22 protein-coding genes and 2 pseudogenes are annotated in these 19,767 nt (G+C 44.0%); 10 read left to right on the plus strand and 14 right to left on the minus strand.

All coding sequences use genetic code 11. The features are described from left to right. The first annotated feature begins 668 nt into the window (after positions 1-668). Positions 669-1,205, plus strand: a complete 537-nt coding sequence (locus F6K37_RS12365; RefSeq protein WP_008189403.1) for an NADPH-dependent FMN reductase — start codon at positions 669-671, stop codon at positions 1,203-1,205. 425 nt (positions 1,206-1,630) lie between these two features. Here F6K37_RS12365 and F6K37_RS12370 read toward each other — a convergent pair whose 3' ends face one another. Then, entirely contained in the window at positions 1,631-2,332 is a 702-nt protein-coding gene (locus tag F6K37_RS12370; RefSeq protein WP_008189404.1) for a Crp/Fnr family transcriptional regulator, read from the minus strand. Positions 2,333-2,402: 70 nt separating this feature from the next. Here F6K37_RS12370 and F6K37_RS12375 point away from each other — a divergent pair, with 70 nt between their 5' ends. The 3 genes from F6K37_RS12375 to trpE all read left to right on the plus strand — a co-directional run bounded on the left by F6K37_RS12375 (position 2,403) and on the right by trpE (position 6,470). After that, complete coding sequence (locus F6K37_RS12375; RefSeq protein WP_161603198.1) at positions 2,403-3,347, plus strand: DALR anticodon-binding domain-containing protein; 945 nt, start codon at positions 2,403-2,405, stop codon at positions 3,345-3,347. Between the two features lie 1,067 nt (positions 3,348-4,414). Further along, positions 4,415-4,843 (plus strand): photosystem I reaction center subunit II PsaD, encoded by a 429-nt coding sequence (locus F6K37_RS12380; protein WP_008189408.1) that lies wholly within the window; start codon positions 4,415-4,417, stop codon positions 4,841-4,843. A 94-nt stretch (positions 4,844-4,937) separates the two neighbouring features. Then, positions 4,938-6,470 (plus strand): anthranilate synthase component I, encoded by a 1,533-nt coding sequence (gene trpE, locus F6K37_RS12385; RefSeq protein ID WP_008189413.1) that lies wholly within the window; start codon positions 4,938-4,940, stop codon positions 6,468-6,470. A 78-nt stretch (positions 6,471-6,548) separates the two neighbouring features. On the opposite strand, the gene F6K37_RS12390 is transcribed toward trpE, so the two are convergent. The 4 genes and pseudogenes from F6K37_RS12390 to F6K37_RS44655 form a co-directional block, all read right to left on the minus strand. Beyond that, positions 6,549-6,791, minus strand: a complete 243-nt coding sequence (locus tag F6K37_RS12390) for a FeoA family protein (protein ID WP_008189415.1) — start codon at positions 6,789-6,791, stop codon at positions 6,549-6,551. Between the two features lie 203 nt (positions 6,792-6,994). After that, positions 6,995-7,357, minus strand: coding sequence for a zinc ribbon domain-containing protein (locus tag F6K37_RS12395; protein WP_229414748.1), 363 nt, complete (start codon positions 7,355-7,357; stop codon positions 6,995-6,997). Between the two features lie 121 nt (positions 7,358-7,478). After that, positions 7,479-7,943 carry a hypothetical protein gene (locus F6K37_RS12400; protein WP_008189419.1) on the minus strand — a complete coding sequence of 155 codons (465 nt, stop codon included), beginning with the start codon at positions 7,941-7,943 and terminating at the stop codon, positions 7,479-7,481. Positions 7,944-7,967: 24 nt separating this feature from the next. Then, positions 7,968-8,084: pseudogene (locus tag F6K37_RS44655) on the minus strand (RNA-guided endonuclease TnpB family protein); the annotation flags it as partial. On the opposite strand from F6K37_RS44655, the gene F6K37_RS12405 reads away from it, so the two are divergent. Further along, positions 8,069-8,203: a hypothetical protein gene (locus F6K37_RS12405; RefSeq protein ID WP_267872107.1), complete on the plus strand. Its 135-nt coding sequence runs from the start codon at positions 8,069-8,071 to the stop codon at positions 8,201-8,203. The pseudogene F6K37_RS44655 and the gene F6K37_RS12405 overlap by 16 nt on opposite strands. Positions 8,204-8,224: 21 nt before the next feature. On the opposite strand, the gene F6K37_RS12410 is transcribed toward F6K37_RS12405, so the two are convergent. Then, positions 8,225-8,704: a recombinase family protein gene (locus F6K37_RS12410; RefSeq protein WP_008189421.1), complete on the minus strand. Its 480-nt coding sequence runs from the start codon at positions 8,702-8,704 to the stop codon at positions 8,225-8,227. Between the two features lie 139 nt (positions 8,705-8,843). Beyond that, positions 8,844-9,335: a photosystem I reaction center protein subunit XI gene (locus tag F6K37_RS12415; protein ID WP_044495154.1), complete on the minus strand. Its 492-nt coding sequence runs from the start codon at positions 9,333-9,335 to the stop codon at positions 8,844-8,846. A 1,200-nt stretch (positions 9,336-10,535) separates the two neighbouring features. Here F6K37_RS12415 and F6K37_RS12420 point away from each other — a divergent pair. Then, positions 10,536-10,655: a photosystem I reaction center subunit VIII gene (locus F6K37_RS12420; RefSeq protein ID WP_071986957.1), complete on the plus strand. Its 120-nt coding sequence runs from the start codon at positions 10,536-10,538 to the stop codon at positions 10,653-10,655. A gap of 152 nt (positions 10,656-10,807) precedes the next feature. Here F6K37_RS12420 and F6K37_RS12425 read toward each other — a convergent pair whose 3' ends face one another. Both F6K37_RS12425 and F6K37_RS12430 read right to left on the minus strand, forming a co-directional pair. Further along, complete coding sequence (locus F6K37_RS12425; RefSeq protein WP_008189425.1) at positions 10,808-12,145, minus strand: HEAT repeat domain-containing protein; 1,338 nt, start codon at positions 12,143-12,145, stop codon at positions 10,808-10,810. Positions 12,146-12,239: 94 nt separating this feature from the next. Continuing rightward, positions 12,240-12,644, minus strand: a complete 405-nt coding sequence (locus tag F6K37_RS12430) for an NIL domain-containing protein (protein ID WP_008189427.1) — start codon at positions 12,642-12,644, stop codon at positions 12,240-12,242. Positions 12,645-12,911: 267 nt separating this feature from the next. Here F6K37_RS12430 and F6K37_RS12435 point away from each other — a divergent pair, with 267 nt between their 5' ends. Both F6K37_RS12435 and F6K37_RS12440 read left to right on the plus strand, forming a co-directional pair. Next, entirely contained in the window at positions 12,912-13,520 is a 609-nt protein-coding gene (locus F6K37_RS12435) for a thioredoxin family protein (RefSeq protein ID WP_008189429.1), read from the plus strand. Between the two features lie 192 nt (positions 13,521-13,712). After that, a complete protein-coding gene (locus F6K37_RS12440; RefSeq protein WP_081431929.1) occupies positions 13,713-14,360 on the plus strand; it encodes a DUF2062 domain-containing protein in 648 nt (215 codons plus the stop codon). A gap of 43 nt (positions 14,361-14,403) precedes the next feature. Here F6K37_RS12440 and dndE read toward each other — a convergent pair whose 3' ends face one another. Beyond that, on the minus strand, positions 14,404-14,799 hold the full coding sequence (dndE, locus tag F6K37_RS12445) for a DNA sulfur modification protein DndE (protein ID WP_008189434.1): 396 nt from the start codon (positions 14,797-14,799) through the stop codon (positions 14,404-14,406). A gap of 390 nt (positions 14,800-15,189) precedes the next feature. Here dndE and F6K37_RS12450 point away from each other — a divergent pair, with 390 nt between their 5' ends. Beyond that, complete coding sequence (locus F6K37_RS12450) at positions 15,190-16,002, plus strand: calcium-binding protein (RefSeq protein ID WP_008189435.1); 813 nt, start codon at positions 15,190-15,192, stop codon at positions 16,000-16,002. A 102-nt stretch (positions 16,003-16,104) separates the two neighbouring features. Continuing rightward, entirely contained in the window at positions 16,105-16,623 is a 519-nt protein-coding gene (locus F6K37_RS12455) for a hypothetical protein (protein ID WP_287250468.1), read from the plus strand. On the opposite strand, the gene dndD is transcribed toward F6K37_RS12455, so the two are convergent. The 4 genes and pseudogenes from dndD to F6K37_RS12475 all read right to left on the minus strand — a co-directional run. Further along, the gene (dndD, locus tag F6K37_RS12460; protein ID WP_287250470.1) at positions 16,613-18,613 is read right to left on the minus strand and encodes a DNA sulfur modification protein DndD; all 2,001 of its coding nucleotides are present in this window, start codon (positions 18,611-18,613) and stop codon (positions 16,613-16,615) included. The genes F6K37_RS12455 and dndD overlap by 11 nt on opposite strands. Further along, positions 18,600-18,791 (minus strand): hypothetical protein, encoded by a 192-nt coding sequence (locus F6K37_RS12465; protein WP_137985524.1) that lies wholly within the window; start codon positions 18,789-18,791, stop codon positions 18,600-18,602. The genes dndD and F6K37_RS12465 overlap by 14 nt, the downstream gene beginning before the upstream one ends. 73 nt (positions 18,792-18,864) lie before the next feature. Next, positions 18,865-19,452: a DUF924 family protein gene (locus F6K37_RS12470; RefSeq protein WP_287250471.1), complete on the minus strand. Its 588-nt coding sequence runs from the start codon at positions 19,450-19,452 to the stop codon at positions 18,865-18,867. A 21-nt stretch (positions 19,453-19,473) separates the two neighbouring features. Then, positions 19,474-19,767, minus strand: a pseudogene (locus F6K37_RS12475) (DNA phosphorothioation system sulfurtransferase DndC); the annotation flags it as partial.

The following is a 19,767-nucleotide window of genomic DNA, read 5'->3' on the forward strand; positions in this document are numbered from 1 at the left end:
GAAGTCAGAAGTCAAAGGTGCGCTTTCCGTTCTCCGTAGGAGACGCGGGGCGCGAACGGCGAATTAAATTCGCCACGGGTCGCACCTAAAAGTCAGCGATTACTTACGTTTCGGAGTTTAGGAATGTCCTAACAGTAGCGCGTAGTGCTATACCCATTGGGGCTGATCTGGATGCCCTGTCGATTAAACAACAAAATGATCAGGTGCGACCCGTGGCGAATTTAATAATTAGATGCGGAAAGCCCACCTATGCCTTATCGGTCAAAGCATGATGGTCGAATTTATCGTTGCGGTCATGATCGACATACTCCGATCTGCTACAACAGGAGTTTGACAAAGTTGCTGCCAACTTGCTAGACTATACGTAGTCATAACGACTACGTATAAAATCGGCTTTCCTTGATAATTGGTAGCTTTCACGACAAAAAATCACAACTTAAGGTGCGACGCGAAGGTGCGACCCAAGGGCGCGAGCAATCCCTCGCGCCCTTGGAGGCGCGCACCTATAGCGAATTTAATTCTTAATGGGAAAGCGCACCTAACCTACTGAAACACTCAGCACTCAGCTTGGTTGACGGTTGACAGTCAACCAGACTAAGCACTCAGCAATCAGTACTCAGTACTAAGCACTCAGCAATCAGCACTATAGTTAAACAGAGGTTAGTGAGATGGTGAACATTGTTGGAATTAGTGGTAGTTTACGTCCTGAATCCTATAGCTATCAGGCTCTAGAGCATGCTATAGACCGAGTGAAAGCTAATGGTGTATCCACTGAAATCCTCGACTTGCGTCAGATGCAATTACCATTTTGCACTGGTGATAGTGACTATCCAGACTATCCAGATGTCACCCGATTACAGGAAACCGTGAAGCAAGCCGATGGCTTAATTCTGGCAACACCGGAATATCACGGTGGTGTGAGTGGTGTACTTAAAAATGCCCTAGATTTGATGAGTTTTGAACATCTCGAAGGGAAAGTTACCGGTTTGATTAGTGTATTGGGGGGTCAGTCTAATAGTAACGCTCTCAATGACCTACGGATAATTATGCGCTGGGTACATAGTTGGGTGATTCCAGAGCAGATTGCCATTGGTCAGGCTTGGAAAGCCTTTGGTGAAGATGGCAAGCTTTTGGATAAAAAACTCTCCGAGCGCTTCGATAAATTTGCTGAAAGTTTGGTAGCAAATACTCAGAAGTTAAGGTAAGCGCAAATCGGGTTAGGGACTTGGGTGTAAAAAAAATACCAATTAAAGTAGGGTGGGCAAAGTATAGCAATTTCGGGCTTTGCCCGACGCGGGGCGCGTTCGCGCCCCGCGTGGCCTACGGCCAAACGCGAACGGAGCAGCCAGTAGCGCTGCATCGCTTTGTCCCTCAAATTTGGAAATTTGGAAACACCATTACACCCATTGCCATAAAAACATTTATATAAAAAAAACTGGCTGTGTTGTGAAGGGTGTTACCCCTCACAGCACAACCAAGCTGATCATCAATTACGGCACAGGATGGCTGATTTGTGCGATCTGTTAGGTATATATTTATTAAAAAGGAATTTAGCATGGCTGTGTTGCCAGTTTGGCAGTAAATTAGATTTCCACTGCAATTACTCGAACACAAGCATCTACAAGTGTACCTAATTAGGAGTTATCTTAGGTACTGAGTCACCTGATAAGCAAATTAAATTATCCTTCTGAGTGTTGATGATTCCCCGTTGGCGAAGCTTTCCTATCAACCGAGTGACAGTCACGCGGGTGGAGCCAATGGCACTACCGATTTGTGCATGAGTTAAGGGAAATGGTAAGCAGTAACCTTGTTCACACGGTTCCCCGAACTCTTCAACCAATAATATGAGAAATCCCAAGAGCCGATCAATGGTTCGTCGCTGTCCTAAGGTACTCAGCCAGAGGAGTTTGCGTTGATGCTGAAGCCTAAATGCATCTAAGATCTCCCGTCGGAAGTGTGGCCAGTTGTCTAAGTCATCCCAGTACATCCATACCACAGCAGTTTGCTCAACGTGGGAGTAAGCCTGAAGTGTGAAGGGTGAAAGGGCAACAATTTCAAAGGGCTGACCGGCACCAATGAATCCTAAAAACGCTTCTTCCATATTCTGATGGGAGCATTGAGCTCCAGAAAAATTGGGGCTAGCGCTGACTTGAGAAGTACCCACCAAACGGATTGCCCCCCGCTCTACCAAATACAACAACCCAGGACGGGTAGGAATCCGCTCATCTTTGCTAAACGTCCTATAACGGTAGTGTTCCTGTCCCCAATCTAAGATCCTTTGCCAAGTTACAAAGGGTCGGGATGCCTCTAATGGGTCGGATGGTGAATACATAAGCTCCGAGCCTGATGGATACACAAGTTTATCTAGATCTTACATGGAGTCCAAAGTAACAAAAAATACCTTGAGAAGTAGCTCATGGCGCGTAAATTTGTCAGGTAATTCTGCTGCTCTGAGTACCCGATTACAACAACAGATATCGAGAGCAATAGTATATTCTGGTATTCCCCAGTTGATATTGGAAACGATTCCTTTAGAAAGGTGCTCAGATAATACTGGTGTAGCATATCGCTCAGCGATCGCTCTCAAGCTTTCTCGCGCCATGCAGCAAAGTCCTCTCGCCATTGCTCATCAGTTAACTGTATCTTTGCCAACCATAACTCAAGATGCTGGGAAACAAAACTTGATCGAATTCGAGGTTGAAGTAGCTCCCCCAGGCTGGATTAATTTTTGGCTGACAGATCAGGGGTTAGCAACTTGGTTACAAGATTGGATTCAACCTTCAACAGACACCCTGATTAGCTTTCGCCCTCAACAAGGTCAAAAGAATCTCTTGCCCTACTTAGAACTTACCACTCAGCACTCAGCACTCTTCTCACAAGATACTTCCAAGATCTTTAGAGTTCAGTATGCCCATGCTCGTTGCTGCTCACTCCTGGGCTTGGCTCATCGCCAGGGCTTAATCCAGATTCAGAGTATGGACTTGAAAACCTCTAAGGGACTCATAGTTGTGCCATATCCAATTCCCTGGTTAAAAGACGACTTAGGAAAAGGAACAAAGCAGCCGCTTATACAGTTGGTCCATCCAGCAGAAAGACTTTTGATTGGTCAAATCATGGACTTGACAGACTACTTTAGTGGAACTGAATCAAAGCATTGGCTAAAATTGGCAAGTTCTGTGAGCAATGCTTTTGAGCAGTTCTACCGTAGCTGTCGCATTTGGGGGGAGGTGAAACACCAGACCCCTAGGCTGGCTCAAGCAAGGTTAGGATTAGTGGGAGTAACTCAAGTAGTCTTGCGATCGCTTCTAGAAGACCAACTAGGTGTCCTTGCACCAGGTGAACTTTGACCGAAAAAAAAAATTTTGCCAAAGGGGTTGACAAATCCAGAAAGTTTTCGGTATATTTACGGATGTGTGAGGAGCGAACCAGTCAGGGAACCGAGACGAAACACGGCCAGTCGTCGGTTCCCTTTCTGATTTAATTGCCGGATTTAATTTTCTGATTTAATTGGCCGAGGCAGATACCGCCAGTAGCAAAGCTGGCTTGATGCCCAAAGGCGGGCTCTTTGACAAAAAAAATGGGTCTCAAGCCCCGTCCTTCGTTCGACGGCTTTTAATAAAATTACTAGAATAGAAGAGTGGCCTAACACAGACAGGATTCGTCGGTACTGTCATAACCTCACGACGTAAAGCGATGTTAGCACCTGAGGCGCGAAAAACCTCATTAAAAACGTATGGATCCTAACAAATACCGCAAACCAGTAAAGTAAACCTTAAAAGATAAAAAGTACCGTGGGGCACACGGAAACTGAGGAAACTCAACGCTTAGGGAGATAAGCCCACTGGGGTTAGTTAAATTAGGCTAGGTATTTGGTTCTTAAACGGATATTTGGCTTAAGTATTGCCTTTGACGGATAGCTAATTTTAAGGCATGTCGAGGAACTAAGAATCCCCGTCCATAAGCGGGCGGAGAGTGTCAACTAAGCCAATAATTGACCATTACCAATAGCCAGGGCTGGGATTGATGAGGCTGGGATTGGTGATAAGCCCAAAATTACCAGATAGGCAAGTATAGGAGTATTTCAGTTAAAGAAAATTAAGGTTGGCAAAATTTCCACAACGATCAGGGTAGGGTGGTGTTGGTAGCCTCATGTCATTGCCTTGACGGGTAACTAGGGCTTATTTTGTGTGTTGTTGCTTGTTTTTGTTTGTAATAGCTCCTTTGTCATCAGCCGGAAGTCCCTTGGCAGAAGAAATCACAAATGACCAATCACTAAGACCAATCACTAAGACCAATGACTAAAATCACGAATAGCTAAAGAACTGTTACAGTTCTTGACAAAGTAGCCAGACAGGTATGAAGTCGATGATAGCATTCCCTTGAATGCCTTATTTATAGACACGAGAAAAAAACTATGGCAGAAGAACTGACGGGACAAACTCCCATATTTGGTGGTAGCACTGGCGGATTGCTGACCAAAGCTGAAGTTGAAGAAAAATACGCTATCACCTGGACAAGCTCAAAAGAGCAAGTGTTTGAAATGCCTACTGGTGGGGCTGCCATCATGAATGAAGGGGAAAACTTGCTCTACTTAGCTCGTAAGGAACAGTGTCTGGCATTGGGAACCCAACTGCGGACGAAATTTAAGCCCAAAATCGAAGACTATAAAATTTACCGGGTTTATCCCAATGGTGAAATCCAGTTTCTGCATCCTGCAGATGGGGTATTCCCAGAGAAAGTCAACGAAGGGCGTCCCTATGCAGGGAAAATAGACCGCAATATTGGCAGCAACCCAGAACCTGCAACTATCAAGTTCAGTGGGAAGGCAGCTTACGAGGTTTAATTAATCAGTGATAAGGTAAAGGGGAAAAAGTTGAACGTTGTGACCAACAGTTTCAGCTGTTTGCCGAATTTTCAACCTTGAGCTGAGAAAGACCATGATTTTCCCAGATTTTTCCCAATTTTCAACCGTAGCTCAACAAGGTAATTTTGTACCGGTAACCCAGGAGTGGGTGGCGGATTTAGAAACGCCAGTTTCTGCCTGGTATAAGGTCTGTGCTGGTCAACCCTACAGCTTCTTGTTGGAATCGGTAGAAGGTGGTGAAAATCTGGGACGTTACAGTTTACTTGGTTGTGACCCCCTGTGGGTATTGGAAACTAGGGGAAATCGCACGACTCAGACCAACCGGGATGGGTCAGTAACAGTATTTGAGGGAGACCCCTTTGAAACCTTAGGGAATTGTCTGAAATCCTATCAACCTGTAAATTTACCCCAATTGCCGCCAGGAATTGGGGGTTTGTTCGGTTTCTGGGGTTATGAGTTAATTCGTTTTTGTGAATCCCGTGTGCCAATTTATCCTCTACAGTCCAATGACTTGCCCGATGGATTGTGGATGCAAGTGGACAACCTGATTATTTTTGATCAGGTCAAGCGTAAGATTTGGGTGATCGCTTATGCTGATTTACGACAGGCCCAAGGAGATTTAGAGGCAGCCTATCAAAAAGCATGCGATCGCGTTCGTACTCTGGTCAACAAACTGCAAGGGCAGCTCTTAGGTAAGGACACAGTACTCCCATGGACACCTCCAAATAGTGGTACTCAAGAACTGTCTTATATAAGCAATACAGACAAGTCCCAGTTTTGCGCTAATGTCGAAAAAGCGAAAGACTATATCCGAGCTGGGGATATCTTTCAGGTCGTATTATCCCAGCGCCTCTCGACAGAATACAAAGGTGACCCTTTTGCCCTTTACCGTTCCCTAAGGCTGATTAATCCCTCCCCCTACATGGCTTATTTTAATTTTGGGGACTGGCAAATCATTGGATCTAGCCCAGAGGTAATGGTTAAGGCAACAGCTTCCCCAGAGGAAAAAATCCAGGCAACGTTACGACCAATTGCTGGAACTCGACGTCGGGGTCAAACTCCTCAAGAAGACGAAGCTCTAGCTCAGGAGTTACTCGAAGATCCAAAGGAAATTGCCGAACACATTATGTTGGTTGACCTGGGTCGGAATGACCTGGGTCGTGTGTGCAAGAGTGGTACAGTCAGAGTGGATCAACTGATGCTCATTGAGCGCTACTCCCACGTCATGCACATTGTTAGCAATGTAGTAGGGGAGCTGGATGCTAGTAAAACAGCTTGGGATTTACTGAAAGCTTGTTTCCCTGCGGGGACAGTGAGTGGAGCCCCCAAAATTCGGGCAATGGAAATCATTCAGGAACTGGAACCAGAACGTCGCGGGCCTTACTCGGGTGTCTATGGCTGGTACGATTTTGAAGGTCAGCTCAATAGTGCGATCGCAATCCGGACTATGGTAGTTCGCCCATGTGGTTCTGGTAAACATACCGTGTCAGTGCAAGCTGGTGCTGGCTTGGTAGCAGATTCTGACCCAGAAAAAGAATATCAAGAAACCCTCAATAAAGCTAGAGGCTTACTAGAGGCTATCCGCTGTTTAGACTTTGAGCAGTAAGCTATCAGCTAGGCGCGCCCCTGCAGGGAACGGGACGATAGCTTACTGCTAAAATCGCCCCTAACCGCTAACCGCTAACTATTCCTTCACAGGGTTAACTAGAATCATGCTAGCTTCTTGCCGTCGGATAGCTACTTCTGTGGTGGAACCAACTCGAATGTGCAACGGTCCCCCAAACCAGGCTGAGCGCAACACTTGTACCTGTCGATTAGGAATAATGCCAATTGCTTCTAGTCGATTGGCGAGACCTTCGACTTGCAAACCTATCTGAACTTTCTCGATAATGGCAAGCTTTCCAGGTTTTAATTCGGCTAAAGTCATTTAATTAATTAATAATTGGTTTGAGAAAATTCCGATACTTTTTAGCTACCAAAGTCTACCAAAGGCAGACCTTAGCTCGCCAATGCAAGGTGATTTCTCACCCAGGGTGTATCTACCAAAGCATGGCCGTAGGCCACGCTGCGCGAACGAAGAAATATTCCACGAGCGCCATTTAGATCTCGTTCGCGAAGCGTGACCTTTGGTCAATCCATCTTTTGGCCATCAATTCCTGACTTGATGATTTTACTCGCGCCGATCTTGACTAATTCACCCCTCCAGCTAACAGTTTTGCTGGTATAGGCTTCACAAACATCAACAACAGTTTTACCCGTTTCAAATGCTTTATGCTTGAGGAACTCTTTGAACCTGTAGTGAGCAAAGGAGAGCATATTGCGAACGGTCTTTGATCGAATCTTCCGATCTTGTCGTTTTGACATTTGAGATGTCTCAAAGGTTGGAAGTAAGATTACATCAAAGTTGTCTACCAGAAACCTAGCGGCTTTGTGATGCAACTCGTTGATTAAATTCTGTATTCTAATAACTATCGGTCTAGCCGCTTTTCTCATTCGACGTTTCTGCTTACCTTTTGCCTTACTGATTTTTGAGATCAGATTATCCAAGTGGTGGCATAAACGCTGAATTCTGGAAAAGTCACCATGGCCGATCTTGCCTACATAATTTTCACGCTCATAATGTCAAAAAAGTCCTGACACCGGTATCAAGAGCAACTACCTTACCTTGGTTCTCGGTTTTATTTCTAGTTACTTTGTGGGGAACTACCAGGTAATAGTCCCCATTGGTGCTAGTTAATCGACAGTCACAGATCTGATCCGGTAGTGTTTCAGCAAAGGTTAATTTACCTAATTTAGTGTGATAAATACCTTTGACTGAAACAGCCGACTTTGGAATGTAGCAAGACTGAAAAGGGTTCTTCCTAGAACGAAAACGAACTCGATTAATTTGCCCACTTTTATTGTACTTTTTTTTAGCTTCCTTTACCGCAGTGCAAGCATCCTTAATCCCTATAGATTTAATTTGATAAGGGACTTCCTTACACCATTCAGGGAGGCTATTTAAGATGTCAGTTTTGATGGCTTTCCAGTTAGCTTTAACCTCGCCATCCTTAAGTATTTCGACGGTTCTGTTAAACACATAACGGGACACTCCAAACCACTGGCGAATAGTTGCACGTTGATCAGCGTTTAGGAATAGTCGGATCTTCTTTGATTTTTGAACCGTACTTTCATTGTCCGTGGACTCTACAAGAGAAGACGTGAATGATGGACAGAAGATTGACCTTTGGTCATGGTTCGCGAGCGGCGGTAAGTTCTCATTCTAGACAACTTTTAGTGTCGTTGAGAACCACGAGTTTTCCACCGTTGAGACTGACCGGAGATGAAACCTTAGAGTAGTGCAGCCTTACTACAAAACCTTTACCCTATGCTGCATAATTTACCAACTATAAAGGCTGCACTACTCTTACGGTAACTTCTAACCAAGTATTCAAAGAGTTCAAACCCAAACCGGGTAAGTCTGTCTCTACAGGCAACAATAATTGTGAGCTTATCGCCCCGCATAAGTCGTTCCAGTATGGTTTTAAGCCCTTTGCGTTTGTAGTTGAGACCTGACTCGATGTCTTGGATGATTTCCGCTTCTGGGTACAGGGAATGCAGATCAGCGACCTGTCGATCAAGGTGATCCCACTGTTTTCTGCTGCTGAGGAGGCAGTAACAGATAGTAGCAGTTTGAGCCATGGGTACTTTTCCGAGGCTGAGTAAGCTTTCCGTGTCAAAGAGCCGGTAGCCGCTTGGGATTCGTTCACATTTGATCGTGCCATTGTCGGCATATTTCCGAAGAGTATTTTTGGAAAGTCCCGTCAGTTCGACCGCCTTACGGAGTGGTATTAGTGCCATCACTATAGTCTACCGAACCTTAGTAGATTTTGGTAGACTATATGACACTTTTAGTAACTGTCCACTAACCTTACTCTCTTGCTTAGCTATCGGCTTTCGCCGACCCTGCGCGATCAGAAACTCTTGTCTCCAGTCAGAGTTAAGAGGACCATACTCCACTAGCAATCTTTTGCAGTGGCGCTAGATGAGGTGTCAGGCATAGGAAATAGGCAAAAACTGCCCCGCCACAAGCACCAAGGAAGAAACCACTGGCAAATTCACTCCAGCCTTCTTTAGTTCCTAAGTCTTCTGGTGGATTGGGTGTGGTCAATGTTGCCTTAGGTTTGCCGGAGCCAGCCGCTCCATAAATAGATAAAGCAACTGTCAGAAGAGCCACTAAGCCAACTGTTGCCAGTAAACCAGCTGTGCTGGCATACTCTGTCCCACGCAACGGACCTAGTAAGGCAAACGGTCCATACAGAAAGTAGCCATGAGCCATACCAACTTCTAGACCCCGGCGATTGGCTGATAGCCCTTGACGGTAGGCTGGCAAGTTGTTGATGAAAGCTTTTGTGAAAGCAGAGGAATTAATTGGGGTGGCTAGATTACCCACTTGGGGATCTCCACCATGGTTAATTACATCCATCGTCATTGTAAATTTATCTCCTATCAAATCGGATAAACCCCTTGAGTAATCATACTTTAGGGGGGAGAAAAGGAACTGAAAGAATCAGCGCGAGTAATCGTCGCTGAGAAGCGCATCCTCTCGTAACGAATTATACGAGATATTGTTCTTTTTATTAACCTTTTTAGTCAATGGCAAAAATTTTAGCTTTAGTTCTTTACCGTAATATAACCTTTGTAAAACCATTGTAATCACCTAAAACCAAGGGTTTTGATGACTAACCCCCTTTCAGTCTCTTTGGTTTTTGTAACAAAAAGTAATTAATTTTTGTAAAGAATTTCGGTCAACTTTTGTTAAAAATCTTAATAATTATCCGACTGGCATAAACTTTCCAGTAATCTGAGCCATTGAAGAAACTGGGTCGTTGGTATAAGGGCAGGTTGGGATAACCCCTCCCATGCTACGAGGTGAAACGGGAAGTTAACCCAAATTGAATGGAGTTGTGTGCTTTTGTCTAGGTCAACGACAGGTGTTGATGTCAATAGAGGGATGGCAGACTGATTAGAATTGACTCTATCAAAGACTCAGCAAGGGCAGAAGCAATCATCAGGTTTTTGCCACAGGTTGTATGGGAAATTCCGAGGTAGATCTTGGTATTTCATAGTCCTGAAGCGTGATAGGATTAACTTGTCGAAAAAATCGATAGTAATCTACCCCTCTAGTAAGCGGGTATCTGCCGTGTTCCAGTCATCTGGATAACAGTGCTGGCTCTTTAAATATAGAGCAAAGCCCTGGCTCGGCAGTGTAAGACCGAGACTTACTTAGGTAGGTAGAGGCTTGCTTGAGATCAAACCGGCAACCAACACCATTCTTAATTGGGTTGGTGTGGTAAAAGGTTAGTAAACAGCTAGAGAAAATGTCGCAGAGTCTACCAAAAACTCTGATTATTTGTTAGACTTAAATTAGGGTAACACCGACAGGGATTATTATGTAACTTAAATTAAAGCCGAAAACCAAGGGTTTAATAGTTGCGCTCTCTATCCCGGTGGAACGAACTTTTTTGACATTTTTATGGCGCTCGCGGGATATTCCGTCAGAGCGGAGATACCCCCTAGATGCGAAAGCATCTTGCATTGGCGGGCCTTGGTCTATCTTGGTAGACTTTGGTAGCTAAAAAGTATCGGTTCAACTTGTTACTGTATTAATAGGCAAATAGGAAAATAAGATATGACAGGCGCATACGCAGCTTCTTTCTTACCAACGATGCTAGTCCCCTTCATAGGCTTAGTTATGCCTACTGTAGTTTTGGGACTTTTGTTTATCCACATTGAAAGCGACGCTGACTAAACAAGCTAGAAGTCCTGCAGGATACCAGCCCCCTTTTTTCAAGGGAGTATCGGTGAGAGTGGGACTCAATCATGGGGGTTGACTCCCGAGAAAGGGTGATCAATCCCCACATCCCTAGGGTTTTGGGCTATGCTTTTCGATTAGAGCACTCGTTAAGGCTTAGAGGGCTTTACAGTCTTCTGAGCAGGTTTGGGCTTAGGAGTTCGCCGATAACTCTTAAACTGACTAATCCCAGCACTGGCGGATTTAACCACATTACTATCTGGATCCCTTAATGCCCTTTCAAGCAAGGGTATAACTTTTTCAGATTTAATATTACTCAGGGCTTCAACAGCAGACTGTCGCACGGATGGTTGGGGATCTTGAATCAATTTGCCGATCAGCGGTATGGCCTGTTGAATTTCGGCTCTGAGTCCAAGACCCGCAGCAATTTTACCCAAGGCTGATGCAATTGAGCCCCGAATAAGGCTTTCAGGATGATTGATGTACTTACTTAACTGGGGAATATCCCTGGCTTGAGCATAATTTCCCAAAGCAGTTATGGTTTCATCCAAGTCCTGATCACTTTGGCTGGACTGATCAGTAATACTTGGGGTTTCTGTCAGCATTGTTTGCTCTGGCTGACTCGGCTCAGGCAACATTTCGTCCTTGACCACTGGTTGAGGCTCGTCTTGATTTGTTTCTGCCTCTTGTAATAATTCGACTAATTCATTACCAGTTTGCGCTGAAGTTTCCTCTGTTTCATCTAGGTTATTAACCTCGTCTGGTATTGGGGATTTATGAGCTTGTTCTAATTCAGCAATTTTTTGATGGGCTAACTCTAAATCAGCCTGATATTTCGCTTCCAAAGATTGCAGCTCTTGGCGAAAATTAGACTCAAGTTCTTCCTTTAACTGATGGGTAGCTTGTGTCAATTGTTCTTGATATTTTGCTTCCGAGGATTGGACAGTTTCCAGAAGACTAGCATCAAGTTGTTGCTTCAGCTCATTAGTGGTTTGGGTTAACTGAGCCTGATAATTTTCCTGTAAAGATTCGGCAGGAGCAGCAGCAGATTGCAGCTCTTGGCGAAAATTAGACTCAAGTTCTTCCTTTAACTGATGGGTAGCTTGTGTCAATTGTTCTTGATATCTTGCTTCCGAGGATTGGACAGTTTCCAGAAGACTAGCATCAAGTTGTTGCTTCAGCTCATTAGTGGTTTCGGTTAACTGAGCCTGATAATTTTCCTGTAAAGATTGGGCAGGAGGAGCAGGGCTAGACTCTAACTGCTGTTTGACTTCGGCAATTTTATGATTTAACTGCTCTCGATAACTTTCTTGCAGAGCTTGAGAACTTTGTTGTACCCTAGTCTCATACTTATTTTGAAAAACTTCTAATTTTCTGTCGGTTTGTTCGGATAGAAAATCCAGTTTATTTTGCAGTACAAAAAATACGATTGCCCCAACAACGGCTGCTGCAAGTATAGCTACAATAAGAATAATAATTGGGTTCATGAGGGCTCCTCTTGGGGTTGATATTTAGTTGATTTTATCTGAAAGTGTGCCTGAAGACAGGGTTGTTGGGCAATAGCTTAAGGCGTCTGAAATCTTAAAAATTTGTAGAAATGGCCTGAACAGGGCAAGTGGGGATACACTGCTCACAGACAATGCAACGCGATCGCTTAAACTTCAGTCTGAATGTCTCTGGCTCAAGAATCAGGGCTTGAGTGGGACAAACCCCAGTACATAAGCCACAATCGACACAACTATCCTCATCAATCAAAATCTCGCGACTTAGCAGGGAAACATCAATGTTTTGCGTCCGCATCCACTCAATCGCAGCATCCAACTCATCAATGTCGCCAGATAACTCTAGCACAAGTTTGCCGATTTGATTGGGAGCAACTTGGGCCCGGATAATATTGGCAGCCACATTAAAATCCTTTGCCAGTCGGTAAGCCACCGGCATCTGAATCGCCCGTCGGGGAAAGGTCAGGGTTACCCGTTTTTTCATTGTGATTTGTCAAACTTTATCAGTAGGCCAGTAAAAATAAACGTAACATTTGCACTTGTTTACAGTTCACTGTCAACAGTCAGCCGTCAACCGTCAACAAAAAACGTTTGAATCTAATCTACTTCTAAGTTACTCAGAAGTTACGCCCCAAACCCTACTATTGCTGGATTTATAACGAGAAACCGGGTTTTAAGGCTGTTGGTGCCTAAGTCTTGTTGTTGTAAAATGTAAACAATTATAAAGTTGTACCAAGAAAGTTGTAGCAAGATGGCTATTAATTCACCAGACTCAACTACACCATCATCCTCCCCTTCAGTACCCACTAGTGGCAGCCGGATCAGAAACTTTTTAATTGCCCTAGTAGCGATCGCACTGGGTATTGCCCTATTCTTGGGATTAAAAACTGAGACTAGTCTCGGTTCCTTGGAAGCCCAAGCCGAAGCATCTACCCCTCTAGAGGTTGCACTGAGCAATGGCAAGCCAACCTTGATGGAGTTTTATGCCAACTGGTGTACCAGCTGTCAAGCCATGGCAAAGGATTTGGGTGAAGTGAAACAGCAGTATAAAACCAAAGTCAATTTTGTCATGCTGAATGTGGATAACAGCAAGTGGTTACCAGAACTGGTCAAGTATCGAGTAGATGGTATTCCTCATTTTGTGTTTTTTGATGAAGCCAGCACAGTGATCGCCCAAACTATTGGAGAACAACCCCGTCAAGTACTCGAAGCTAACTTAGATGCAATAGTAACCCATGTGCCATTACCCTATAGCCAAGCTAGTGGTACGGTTTCGGATATTGACGATTCCCTATCAATTACAATAACGAATCAAGATGATCCTCGTAGCCATGGTAGTCAGGTAAAAGGCACAAGGTAAAAGGCACAAGGTAAAAGGCAACAAGCTTGCATAGAATTTCTTAAGATTTTTGCAGCTTTATTTCCCCTTTTGGCCTTTGGCTTTAGCCCTTGAAGCTGATTTTCCGCTACAGTAAAGATTAGCTGCTGACTAATAATCTGCCCCAGAATAATCTGCCCCAGTTGCTAGAGGGTTGCTGATTGATTTGCGAAAATGTCTAGAAAATCCCTGTCAAGCTACCCACAGCCTTTACCCTCAGCCACCAAACCCCTTGAGCTAGGTAAACGAAAGTCGATCAGACCGAGGGGAACTTTTAGACGACGCCTAAAATACATATATTGGCGCTTAGTTCGTATGCAAGGAAAACCAGAAGCGATCGCACGAGGTTTAGCATGTGGTGTGTTTGCTGGGTTCTTTCCGCTGTTTGGTCTCCAGTTAATTATAGGGATTTTGCTGGCGGTACTATTGCGAGGTAACAAAATAGCTGCTACTGCTGGAACTTGGATTAGTAATCCCTTGACTTATGTACCGATTTTTGCATTCAACTTTCACGTCGGTGAATGGCTACTGAACCAGGATGAATTGGCTAATGTGAGTTTCCAATCTTGGCAGGAATTTACAGAATTGGGGTCAGAAATTATCCTAACCTTATTCGTTGGTTGTTTCGCAGTTGGATTGGTCTGTGCTGTGGTTAGTTATTGGTTGAGTGTGCAGCTGATCCATCGATTGCGGACAAATCGTTCCTTGCAGCATCAGAAAAAGCGATGTTCTCGAAGAGCCGCTACGGGAACGCACCGCATTGAGCACTATAGTTGTGAATCCTCAGTGCTGAGTACTGAGTCCAAGAGTGCTAAGTACTGAGTGCTAAGTAAGACTTCATACTTCACACTTTATCCTTCACACTTCATATTTCATCCTTGATAACAGCCACGGCAATCAAATCCTCAATTTTTTTAATAGTGGTATCCCCTGCTAAGTAACCAATACCTCTATGAAGGTGAAGGCGAAACTGATTCGCTAGGGTTTCTTGTTCCAAACTTAAGCCATCGTTATGGCAGCGTTGTTTGAGAGCAATCAGGAGCATATCAGCCATATCTCCTGCCATAACGCTCCAAGTGAGTTCGACGTTACTATCGGCAGGTATGGGAACCGGAGAGGGCATTGTCGGTTCGGCGAGGGAACGGCAGATTGCCCAGCGACAAAGAACATGCCACTGAGGGATTTTGGTTTGACGTTTGAGTTTAATCAGTTGGTCTTTGGCAGTTTGGGAAAGTGTGATCTGGTTTATTGGCGGTTGCATGAATAAATTAATGCTTAATTGCTTCAACTATTGATTCAAATATTGCTTCACCCTTTTTGGGAAAAGGTTAAAGGTGAAAGGTAGAAGGGAATTTACTTACCTTAAGTGATCGTCTTATCTGACGTTGATCTTTATTGAATCTTTACATTAATCTTCACCTAGTTAATTATACATTTAATCAAGCTCTATGGGTTTTCACCTAAAATTTTTTCAGTAGAATAAAAATTTTGCTGTTTACTACTACTCAACTAAAAAAGTGATCAATGTCTAATGCTGGCGCTGTAATTCTTGTCATGGGAATTAGTAGCGGCTAAAAGCTTTGCGCTCCTACAACGCCAGCTTGGGCGATGACTTGTAACATTCTCGAAACTGTTTCGCGTGCTTTTGATCATGAAAACAATCTTCGGTACACCGGGTGACGACATAATTTCAGCTAGCGGTGGTAACACTACTATTTTCGCTAGCACTGGCAAGGACGATCTTACCGTTTTCCAAGGGGGGAATAATACCATCTTCGCCAATGAAGGCAATCAGGGTGATCGGGTTAGCCTAGGTATGGGCAGCAATAATACTGTCTACACAGGCGTTGGCGATGATGTGATTACAGTCTTTGAAAGTAATGAGAATTTAATCTTTGCAGGGGAGGGGAATAACCAAATCAGCCTGGTTAAAAGTGACAACAATCAGATTTTTGTTGGTGCTGGGGATGACACAATTTTTACGGAAAGGGGGGATAATGAAATCTTTGCTGGTGAGGGGGATAACGTTATCACTACTCTCTTTGGTGACAATATCATCTACATGGGCACTGGGGATGACACAATTACTACTAAATTTGGTGATAATGTTATCTTCGCAGGAGAGGGAGATAACCTGATCGATGCTCAATCCGGTAACAATACGATCTACGCTGGCAGTGGTAATGACCAAATTACGACTGGCTTCGGTGATGATTTAATTTTTGCCGGAGTTGGCAATAATTTTATTAGTGCTGGCATCGGGAATGATACTGTTTTCGCTGGCAGTGGTATTGACGAGTTTTTGCTGTTAGAGGGTGAGGGAGCAGTTACTATTCATGGCTTCCAATCAGGTCAAGATGTCTTCCAAAATAATGAACTCAGTTTTACTGTTTCCGGAAATAATACCTTGGTATTTGCCCAAAGTGGTGATATTTTGGCAACCTTAATGGATGTACAACTATAGCCATCTGAATATCAAGATTCAGCTATCAGTACTCAGCAGTCACTAGAACTTTTTAGGGCAACTTGGCGTCTTTGATAGCAAATACCGATGGGATTTACCTCCATGTACATTCGTAAAACTGTCTTCGCCATTGCCCTATTGATTAGCCCGTTATTGATTACTGCTGGCTGCTATAATAATACAAAAGAGTTAGTTGAAGAACCACAGTTACTGTCAAAACCTCTTACCATCCAGCTAGTCCCAAATACAGACCAACCAATTACTGCTGGGGAAACTGTCCAATTCGCTTTTAAAGCTGTTGGCGAGCCTGTCAATATCTTAGAGCCGATTCCGTTGAGAATGACTGTCTACCTACCAGATGGTAGCCAAAAACAACTCATGGTCGATGTGCAAAGTCCAGTTGTCTATTACCCTTGTGATCCCATACCAGGGGAAGACGATTCTTGTAACTATCCGAGGGTGGGTTTGGATCCTACTGCGGATCCTAGTCAGCCCTATCAACCAGGTCCTAGCATCACCTTGGAGCAAGAAGGAGAATACAGGATTACGTTAGACCCTGTCCCAGAAGCACTCCAAGACAAATTGCATGCAAAGTCAACAACATTTATGGTCATGCCGTGACCTGTTCTGAGTAGAAGTAACCCGATTCCACGGTTGTCCAATGTTTGGCTGGGTCATAATTTAGCAAATACTGTTGTGCGATCGCATCAGCGTCTCGTAATTGTTTAGCTTCGACCTTACCAATTTCGGTATCTGTAGACAGCAGAATCACCTGATGGGAGGCGGCGGGGAAGTAACGTTCCACTAGGTTGCTGCGATGGGACGAATCCAATCGTCCGAGGGGGGTATCAATGGCTACGGGTAGATTACGTCCAGAAACACGGGCGAGTCCCCACAATAATGCGATCGCTAATAATTGCTTTTCCCCAGCCGATAGACGATGTTTCGGTACAAGTTTTCCTTGTAGGTCGTACAGGGATAGGCTGAAGCTGTTGGTGTCGATGGCAACTCGATGGACTAGGTCAGATTTATGGAGGAGATAGAGGAAGCATTCGGTTACCTCATGTTCTAATTTATTCAGTTTTCTGAGAGTTAACTGTTCCCGGAAAACCTTAAGGCTCTGTTGGACTTTAGCAGATGCTGTAAGCATATGCTGATCATTTTTGCGGTCAATGGTTTCTTCACCATACCTGGCTAAGTCTTTTTTGGTTTGTGCGATCGCATATCCTAATTTATCGCAGCGGCGTTTGGCGATTTCGTAAGCTGCTTGAGCTTGAGCCAATTCCGTTTGTGCCTGTTTTAGTGCATCTTCGAGTTCTTGATAGGATTCCGGAGGAGCAGCTGTTGCTAGTTGTCTTTTAGTGGCATTAATATCTGCTTCCAGATTTTGGCGCTTAACTAATTGCTCTTCAGCTAATTGCTTTTGAGTTGGTTGGTAGTAAGTCAAGAGATTAGTTAGGGAATGAAACATTTCTTCCTCAGCTCCTAACCAAGCGTCTTTACCCTCCCCAGCCTCTTGCTCTATTTGTTGATTTTCTTTTTCCAAGAACGCTTTAATTTTATCAAATTTTTTAGCAGGCAACTTCAGAGCAGTCAATAAATCTATCAGACGTTGATCACGGTGTTGTAAAATATCTCTAGCTAGTTTTGCCTGTGATGCTAGCGATTCTTTTTCTGCTTGAGCTTGGGCTTGGGTAAGTAGGGGTTCAATTAACGATAGAGGCAACATACCAGCTGCTAATTCCCTCATCTGTTCACGAATTTGTTCAGCTTTAGTATTGTAGTTATGGAGTTGACTCTCTAGTTGGTTCCGTTGGGCTGCAATTTTGCCACCATCACAGACAAATTTATCAAACGCTTGTTGCTGTTTTTCTCTGGTTTGTTCTAGCTGCTCTTGAGTAATCGCTAACTCTTGTTTAGCTAGTTCATAGTCTGATTGTTGAGAGGAGAGCTTTTTTTCGATATCTTCTAAATTAGACAGTTGCTGTTGATTCGCCATAGATTTACGTTTGCGCGTCACTAAAATATCAAGGTCAATGGCTAAGCGGTCAGCAAGTTCTAGACCAAGTAATGATCGAATCGCTTCCACAACAACCGGGGGTGGTGCTTCCACTTCTGCTAGTTCTTTAACCTGTTCCCCATCAAAAAGAAATAGGTTTGATATTCCTAAGGGCAAGAGATTTTCAATGTACTCGTCCCAAGTATTGGTTAGGGCAGAATCCAGCCAGTCTCCCTCTAAAATGCCTAAGTTATCCTTACCATCTTTCGGTTTTTTTGTCCAAGTGCGTACAATCCGATACTCCATGGGCTGGTCGTTCTCGATATGTTCAAAAACTAATTCCACTCGGGTGTTGTCAATAGGTAAGGCATTGCGATTGACTGACTGAGTTAGAAAGTCGCTATAACTCAAATTGCCACGGGTGGAACATTGAGCGCGGTGTCCATATAAAGCCAGACGAATCGCATCCATCATAGTGGTTTTGCCACCACCATTCATACCACCGACTAGAATAATAGGTCGAGAGTTATCATCCCTTTTTGGACAGAGATTGATTACCTGACGCCCGAGATAGGGTCCAAAGTTTTCTAGGACAAGTTCAAGGAAAATCACAGGATTTATCAAGTAGTAATTTTATAGGGAACAGGGAACAGGGAACAGGGAAAAGAGAACAGCGAACAGGGAACAGGGAACAGGGAATAGGGAACAGCGATGCAGCGCGGTCTTGGGGGTTTCCCCCATGAGCGACTGCATCAAGACGGGAAAAGAGAAAAAAATCTGTGTACATCATAACTATGATAAACGTTATAGTTGCTGTTAATCGTTTACCGTTAAATCTCAAGGATTAACTGTTTAGATGAAAGCTAAAATGATGAACCGGGCAGCTTTATAAATTCCTCCTCTTCTGGAGTATTAACCCGACCAAGGATTTTATTGCGATGGGGAAAGCGACCAAAACGTTCAATCACTTCTAGATGACGATAGGCATAATTAATTGTACTGGCACTATCGGGATCATCCTTAAGAGTCGAGAATAATTCAACACAGTAGCGCTGATGTTCGAGATTTTCGCTATGCTCAAAGGGTAAGTAGATAAACCACCGCTGAACTGGTAAGAGTTCTTTGTCAAAGCCTCGATCAACAGCATACTGGGCAGTAGACAAGGCTTTGGAGTCAGTGGCAAAAGCTTGGGGTTGACCCCGAAACATATTACGAGGAAACTGATCGAATAGGATAATTAGCGCTAGGCAGCTATAGGGTGATGTTTGCCAGTTATCTAACTCCCCAGCCACCGCTTGTTGATAGATGTCGAGGAAACGCGATCGCATTTCTTGGTCAAAGTCTGGATTCTTAGTAAACCAGACTTTGCGGGATTTACCATAATCTGCGTCATCCGGCTTACCAAACCAAAAATTTAATATCTGATTAGATCTATCCAAAGCCTTGATCATAAGTTACTCTAGTTTGAATGATTACGAATTCTGGACTGGAAATTTTAAGTTTGCCCAAGCCAGCTGTTTGACAGTGTCAACATCCCCTTCATCAGCAGCTGTTTTTAAATCTCGTTTCAAGTGAGCATTAGCGATCGCATCTTCTTTAGACCGAGAACTAGTGTCAAAGCACCGCTCCAAAGCCTCATAGATCCCAATACGACGAGACCTAGTCACATACTGGCGTTCTGTGTCTAGCAGTTTTGCCATTAGTTCGAGATGCATAGCATCATTGTCACAGATTTCTTCTAAGACCTGCCACTCATCACCACCAAG

The organism is Moorena sp. SIO4E2, assembly GCF_010671945.1.
In the GTDB taxonomy this organism is placed as follows: domain Bacteria; phylum Cyanobacteriota; class Cyanobacteriia; order Cyanobacteriales; family Coleofasciculaceae; genus Moorena; species Moorena producens.